Below are 6,120 nucleotides of genomic sequence, written 5' to 3'. Positions count from 1 at the left end.
AGTAGTTTGAGGTATATACATTACTGGTCATATCCTTTCGAGTAGAATTTTGTGTGGTAACTCAATTATTACTCTATATTGGATATGATTTTTAATTTTTTGTGAATTACTTTTGCAACACTCTATTAACCTTAGCTTAAACACATCAGTTATTGAATTCTATATTAATTTATATACTGTCTGTCCTTGGGACAGAGTCAATTTTTTTTTTTAGAAAAAGCGCAGTTATGTATTTAATACTTGATTTTTAAAAGATCAATTACTAAATAAACTGAAAAAAGACAGTATAAGGGTTAAAAGTTAGGCAGCCTATTCTAACTCTCAGAGAAATTTTGCGATATTGAAAATAATACAATACTTTTGTAACAGTCTAATAAAAAATATTATAATGCATAAGAAGCTTACATAAGAAAACATAAAAGCTTCTAAGGGTAAAGGGACTATAAGAAACATCTCAACATAGGCACTCTTGAACCAGAAACTTCCAGTTTAGAATAAGTTGAGAAAAGGATATTGAAGTTGGCCAAGTAAATAATTAAGGTGACCTTTTGAGAATGCAGGAGAGTACCAGAAGCAAATAAGTCTATTTTAAGTCCAAAATAAAAAAGCAGACCTTTAAAGATCTGCTCTAGGTTTTATAAATACTGGTGCCACCTGCCGGAGTCGAACCGGCGACCTCTACCTTACCATAACTTTTTTAACAATATCAATTCATTTATATAACCTCAACCCTTTAAAAAAGGAAGCAGGACTTTTTAAAAAAATAAAAAAATCATATTTTTTTACTTTTTTGTTACCACTTTGTTACCTCTCTTCGCTTTAATTCTTCAAATTTTAGAAATAAGAATTGAGAAGAAAAATTAAAAATTGGAATTTGCTCTCAGAATATCTGTGGTTGATTTTGTTGGACTAATAGATATTGAATTCATGGATAGACTTTTCCTACACTTTCAGCAACCACCTCTTCTTATTTTGGGAACAATTTCTGATTACTCTACATACAGTTGTGTCTCTTCTTCAATAATAATTTCTCCGTTACCGTTCACTCCCCTCAGGATATAGATGGTGGTTTCTTCAGGACTAATGATTCTTGAGTACTCATCTGGTAAAATTCCCCATGTTAATGTCGCTTCTTCGCCTCTTCTTATTCTATCAGGCTCAACTGATATCCATACCAAGTAAGCCTCATCCTCTGTATAAAATCTACACACTTCTTCTCTTTCAATCACAGGCTCTTCCTCACTGGTTGATGCTGTCTGAACATTTGTCGCTGTTTCTGCGGGACGAGCAACTCTTTCTCTCACAGGATCTTTTGCTTCTTTTGAGCTAGTACTATTCAAATTCTCAATATAAATACCACCAATAATACATCCAATACCCATAATAAAAGACAGCGTTCTAGATAGATTATTAACTTTAGGAATTTTTATTTCTTTAATGGAAATACCACCCCCTGCGATGCCTATAAGTAATAATAATGATCCCATTAAAATCAAGATAGTATGAGTTCCAAACATTTTATGTTTCCTCCCTCTTTTATTAATAAATTTATTAAACTTTCTTAAAAGTACCTGAATTTAAAACCAACGTTGATGAAAAGAATATTCAAGATTCAATTTTATAAATTAAAAGACTAACCGTATTTTTTTATTTTACAAGTATTCATAGCAAATTAATAATTATAACTTGATAAGCTATTTTAACTGATATTAATTTATAAACTAAACATCTTAATACTTAATATATATATATATATATATATATTAAGGTGTCTAAAAATCCTTTTAGAGTTAAACAAGTGAAAAGTGTTAAAATCTTATATCTAGCATCTAATATTAAGAAAAATATAGAAATTTTTAGGTGGATAATTAGATAAAAATCATTATTATGTTTCTATTTTTTTGATTGAAAATATAGCTCCTGTTAATACCATCATCTAAAAATTGGCATTAAAAAAAGTGACATTAAAAGCCACTCTTTTGCAAACCGTATTCTATTTTTTATCTCCAATTTTGAAAGTAAGGTAACCTCCTCTTAATTTCTAGTATTTAATTAAATAAAAAAGAGGGCGACCCATAAGCAGTAAATCTGTAAGGACCGCCCTCATATTAATCTTTACTTTTAGTGACAGATTAGTCTAACCAATGATCTAATTCAAATATATCTGCTAATTCTTCATTAAGAATTTCTAGTGCTGGAGCAAAAGCTTCAAAACTGTGATTTAAAGATTGCTGAAATGATTTTATATCAAGATTTATCCATACCCAATTATCATAAGGACCACTTGCATACCCTTTCTTAATCATTTCTTGAATTATAGGATTATCTATCTCATAAGAAATTATACGTGCAGATCCGCAGGGGCCCTCGTCTATTGGGTTATCTATATTATCTTTTATTGCAGCTTTCTCTCCTGCTATTTCAGCATTTTCTATTGCTTGCTTTATAATTTCATAATGGCATTCTGTATCATCATGAATTATAAGTGGGTTTATCAATTGTTCGGCTTTTAATCCGTCTATTGTTTGAAAATCTATAATTCTATTTTCCTTTACAGCTTTTTCTATTTCTTCTAGAATTATTATAAAAGAATTTGCTAGTACATCCTTAGAAAAAGGTGTCTCATAATTATTTTCTTCTGCTATATAATAAGATGTTAATTCTTTTTGAATTTCTTTTGCTTCTTCCCTTGTCCATACCAAAACCCCTATTTCTGAAAAGCTTTTTTCTTCATCTGAAAATATAGGGATTCCATTGAAATGTTCATAGCAACCATGAGAGCCTTTTTGAGTAATATCTTCAAATAAGTTACTTTCTTTCCATCTCCATTCACGCTCATGGCTCCAATCTATCCATTTATTACTAGATAAATTAAATGGAACATATCTATACTGTTCTGTTAAACTCAAATCTTTTTCTTCCAATAGACGAATATATTTTCCATTTTTTTTATACTTAAGCTTTTCTTTAGATAAACCATAAATAACTGGCCTAGCTCCCATTTCAAAAAATTCTTTTTTTAAAAAAGCAACACCATAACCTCCAACCATTGTAGAATCATTTCTAGATTTAACATACTCTATTAAGCTATAAATAGGCATTTCAGTCGCGCAAATTACAGGCTCTCCGCCAAACAAAGTTGTCTTGCCATTTCTTAAGGAATAACTAGGTTTTAAACCATTTATTCTTAATATGGTTTTTAGTACATCGTAAGCATCTCCATATCCATACAGTTCACCATAATCATCTTCATTGAAAAAATCACTTGTAAAATGTATCATCCATTTTGTTATATCATGTCTCATAAATAACCACCTTTAAGTTTTTTAATAAAGAAAATCACATGTACATAACATGTGATTTAAATATTATGTTATGACTTTTTTAAAAAATCAACCCTAGAATCTATACGGACTTACGTACGTCCCAAGGTGTTTGTTTTTAAGCTTTTTTTCTCAATCTTTTATCCCTTTACTAAATAAATACCATTAGGATCTATATGTTCTCCATAAAAAAGCTCCGGTGTTCCTTCTTCTCCTGTACCTTCGAGCATTAGAGCAGCTTTAGCTTGCTCAAAGGATTTTAATATTGAGTGACCAAACCCTAGTGATGAATAAAACTGTGACGCAAAAACAATAGCTGCTAAATCACCAATAGGTTTATTCATTCCTATAGCTAAATCAATGTGCTGAACTACTGATTCAGCTTGACCACTTGAAAAGCAGGAATTAAAAACAACTAATTTCATACTTTCACTGGTCGTTTTCATAGTTTGAGTTATAGCTTCTGGAGACACTAATTTAGCTTCACCAGTATTTCCTGATAAAACTAAATCACTACTCTGAGCTCCATGCCCACTGAAATGGATTATCGTTGGATTGTGCTCATTTATGGCTTGGAGAATATCTAAAGGTCTCACTGCCCATTCTGATATTATTTCAACTGAATCACGGTACTCTGATTCTTTTATTTTTTTCTTTATTGAACGAATTTCTTCATCCAAAGAGAGGGGAGTACTTCCTTTTGGATTTGATGCTAAAAATAATACTTTAATTTTTTCAGGTAGTTCTTCCATTCTAATTGTAAGTGGGTTTCTTGAAAGTTCTTTTTGCATAGCTAATTGCTTCTCCTTTTCCTTAGATACAACTCTTAAATGATTTATTTCTTCAGTTCTTTTTTTCTTAGTGTATATCTCAAGTGCACGGTTGAGATTTTTTGTTGCCCTTGTAATATCTTCTATTTTTTTTGCTATCTTAGTTTGTATTGCTGCATAATTCTTTTGTAACCGTGTTATCTCTTTCTGTTTAGTTTCTATTTGTCTTTGCTTTGAATTTCTAGAAGAGAGACTTGTATTTTTAGTAATACTTCTAGTTATTCTATTTATATCAGAACATATTTTATTTATTCTTTCACTAATTTTAACTGAATCTTCCTGAAGTTTAGATTTTTCTTTATTTAGCCGAGCTAAAGTATTTCGATAAGAATCAACAGACATAAGGGCACTTCCTTCTATAAATTATTTGTTTCTACTATAATATATATAGCCCAATTAAAATAAAACTTCAACTCATTATATTTCAATAACTGATTTTATAAAAATTAATGCAAAAGCCAGGGAAATATCCCTGGCTTTATTAGTTCTTCATTCCATTTATCCCTTTCAACAATTCTTCATCAGGGATCTTCTTCAGCCCATCTATCGCTTTCTCTCTGATCCCTTCTCTATCACTCTTTAATGCTCCAATTATCCATTGAATCCCTAAGTTTATTAAAAACCCTTTCATCTCTATACCCCCTTATCTACTATTTCTCTGATAGAAGTCCTCAGAGCCTCATATACTTCTTGCCTATGCAACTCCCTTGTACTATCTAAGAAAAAGCTCTCCACTATCACACAAGGAGCCTTAGTCCCCCAAAGGATATGCCCTCCTGCCTCCTTCCTTTCCTTTGATTTAGCTCCTCTATCAGCTAAGTTTAGCCTCTGTACCAGATTTTTTTGAATGATCTCTGCCATTCTTTTTCCTCTGCTGGATGCCCTGCAGTAAAGGACTTCACTACCCTGAGCTTTCTTATTAGCTGCATTTAAGTGGAGCTCTAATATATAATCTGGACTAAGACTATCTATCTCACCAGGGAGCTCTGAATAACTTCTATTACGTGTCTTGAGAACCACATCTATATCATCCCAAGTATCTCCTTTTAAAAGCTCTAAGGTTCTATTTAAACAATATTCATATTCTGTAATGCCTAGGCTTTCATTGACTGCTCCCGGGTCTTTATAGGAGTGTCCCGGAACTATAACTACTCTTTTCATTAGCTTCCTCCTCTAAGCAAGTTAATTGCTGTTTTTAGATGCTCAGTGAATCCCTTGTGGATCTCCTCATGGTTGTTACTATAAATTTCAAAAGATTCTTTATCTAATTTTGTCTTATCTAAAAATCTTTCTACACTTGCGATCTCACTCTTTATCTTTCCCTGTTCTCTCCAAAGATAGAAGAAAAGAATAAATAATACTGCTATAAGCCCCTTTAAAGGATCCTTTAACAGCAACTCAACTATAGATACCATTTATTCCCCCTTATATGTTTTAGAGAGCTCATAACAAAGCTCTGAATGCTTCTCTAACAATTCTGTAATCTTAATTTCCAATGAGGTAGTATACATTCCTAATGCTTCTCTTGAAACTACTTGTGCCTGTGTAGCTTCTATCTGTTTTTCTGTGGCTTGGATCTCACTATTAAGGAACACTCTCTCCAGCTCAGCACTATAAGTCCACTCTGTACCATTCCACTCATAAAACTTTCCAGGCGAATGGATATACCTTATATTATCTCCCTCAAGAAACTCTCCATCCGTCAGTACTCTGTACCCTTGTTCAACAAGTTCTCTCTCATTATAGAAAGTGATAGAAAAATCTTCTTCGATTCTATAAGGAGTAGTAAGATCGCCCTCAAAAACAAAGTGTACCTCAGGATTATAGTCATAAGGGAAGGCCTTCTTATAGTCTTCTCCTATTCTTTCAGGATTGAGAGATGTACTCTTCATAAGTTTTTCTTTTGCTACTTCCCATGAAGAAGCTGCTTCTTTTTTAAATAAGTTATATCTCATTTTTTCTCCTTT

Annotated in this window: 7 protein-coding genes; all 7 read right to left on the bottom strand. The window is 31.9% G+C overall.

The features are described from left to right. Nucleotides 1-989: 989 nt before the first annotated feature. Nucleotides 990-1,517: a hypothetical protein gene (locus tag QMG11_RS14570; RefSeq protein WP_281836959.1), complete on the bottom strand. Its 528-nt coding sequence runs from the start codon at nt 1,515-1,517 to the stop codon at nt 990-992. Between the two features lie 615 nt (nt 1,518-2,132). Then, a complete protein-coding gene (locus tag QMG11_RS14565; protein ID WP_281836958.1) occupies nt 2,133-3,305 on the bottom strand; it encodes a hypothetical protein in 1,173 nt (390 codons plus the stop codon). 158 nt (nt 3,306-3,463) lie between these two features. After that, nucleotides 3,464-4,495, bottom strand: coding sequence for a CHAT domain-containing protein (locus QMG11_RS14560; RefSeq protein WP_281836956.1), 1,032 nt, complete (start codon nt 4,493-4,495; stop codon nt 3,464-3,466). A 139-nt stretch (nt 4,496-4,634) separates the two neighbouring features. Continuing rightward, nucleotides 4,635-4,784, bottom strand: coding sequence for a hypothetical protein (locus QMG11_RS14555; RefSeq protein WP_281836954.1), 150 nt, complete (start codon nt 4,782-4,784; stop codon nt 4,635-4,637). A gap of 2 nt (nt 4,785-4,786) precedes the next feature. Then, nucleotides 4,787-5,314, bottom strand: a complete 528-nt coding sequence (locus tag QMG11_RS14550; RefSeq protein WP_281836953.1) for an N-acetylmuramoyl-L-alanine amidase family protein — start codon at nt 5,312-5,314, stop codon at nt 4,787-4,789. Continuing rightward, nucleotides 5,314-5,568: a hypothetical protein gene (locus QMG11_RS14545; protein WP_281836952.1), complete on the bottom strand. Its 255-nt coding sequence runs from the start codon at nt 5,566-5,568 to the stop codon at nt 5,314-5,316. The genes QMG11_RS14550 and QMG11_RS14545 overlap by 1 nt, the downstream gene beginning before the upstream one ends. Next, on the bottom strand, nt 5,569-6,108 hold the full coding sequence (locus tag QMG11_RS14540) for a hypothetical protein (protein ID WP_281836951.1): 540 nt from the start codon (nt 6,106-6,108) through the stop codon (nt 5,569-5,571). Between the last annotated feature and the right edge of the window lie 12 nt (nt 6,109-6,120).

It is taken from the genome of Propionigenium maris DSM 9537 (assembly GCF_027925155.1).
Classification (GTDB): domain Bacteria; phylum Fusobacteriota; class Fusobacteriia; order Fusobacteriales; family Fusobacteriaceae; genus Propionigenium; species Propionigenium maris.
The sequence above is the reverse complement of the archived record's forward strand: the minus strand, read 5'-3'. Positions and strand labels throughout refer to the sequence as shown.

What these genes read in the sequence shown, in the direction of transcription:
- QMG11_RS14565 (WP_281836958.1), bottom strand. Translation starts at nt 3,305, where the DNA reads ATGAGACATGATATAACAAAATGGATGATACATTTTACAAGTGATTTT.
- QMG11_RS14560 (WP_281836956.1), bottom strand. Translation starts at nt 4,495, where the DNA reads ATGTCTGTTGATTCTTATCGAAATACTTTAGCTCGGCTAAATAAAGAA.
- QMG11_RS14570 (WP_281836959.1), bottom strand. Translation starts at nt 1,517, where the DNA reads ATGTTTGGAACTCATACTATCTTGATTTTAATGGGATCATTATTATTA.
- QMG11_RS14555 (WP_281836954.1), bottom strand. Translation starts at nt 4,784, where the DNA reads ATGAAAGGGTTTTTAATAAACTTAGGGATTCAATGGATAATTGGAGCA.
- QMG11_RS14550 (WP_281836953.1), bottom strand. Translation starts at nt 5,314, where the DNA reads ATGAAAAGAGTAGTTATAGTTCCGGGACACTCCTATAAAGACCCGGGA.
- QMG11_RS14540 (WP_281836951.1), bottom strand. Translation starts at nt 6,108, where the DNA reads ATGAGATATAACTTATTTAAAAAAGAAGCAGCTTCTTCATGGGAAGTA.
- QMG11_RS14545 (WP_281836952.1), bottom strand. Translation starts at nt 5,568, where the DNA reads ATGGTATCTATAGTTGAGTTGCTGTTAAAGGATCCTTTAAAGGGGCTT.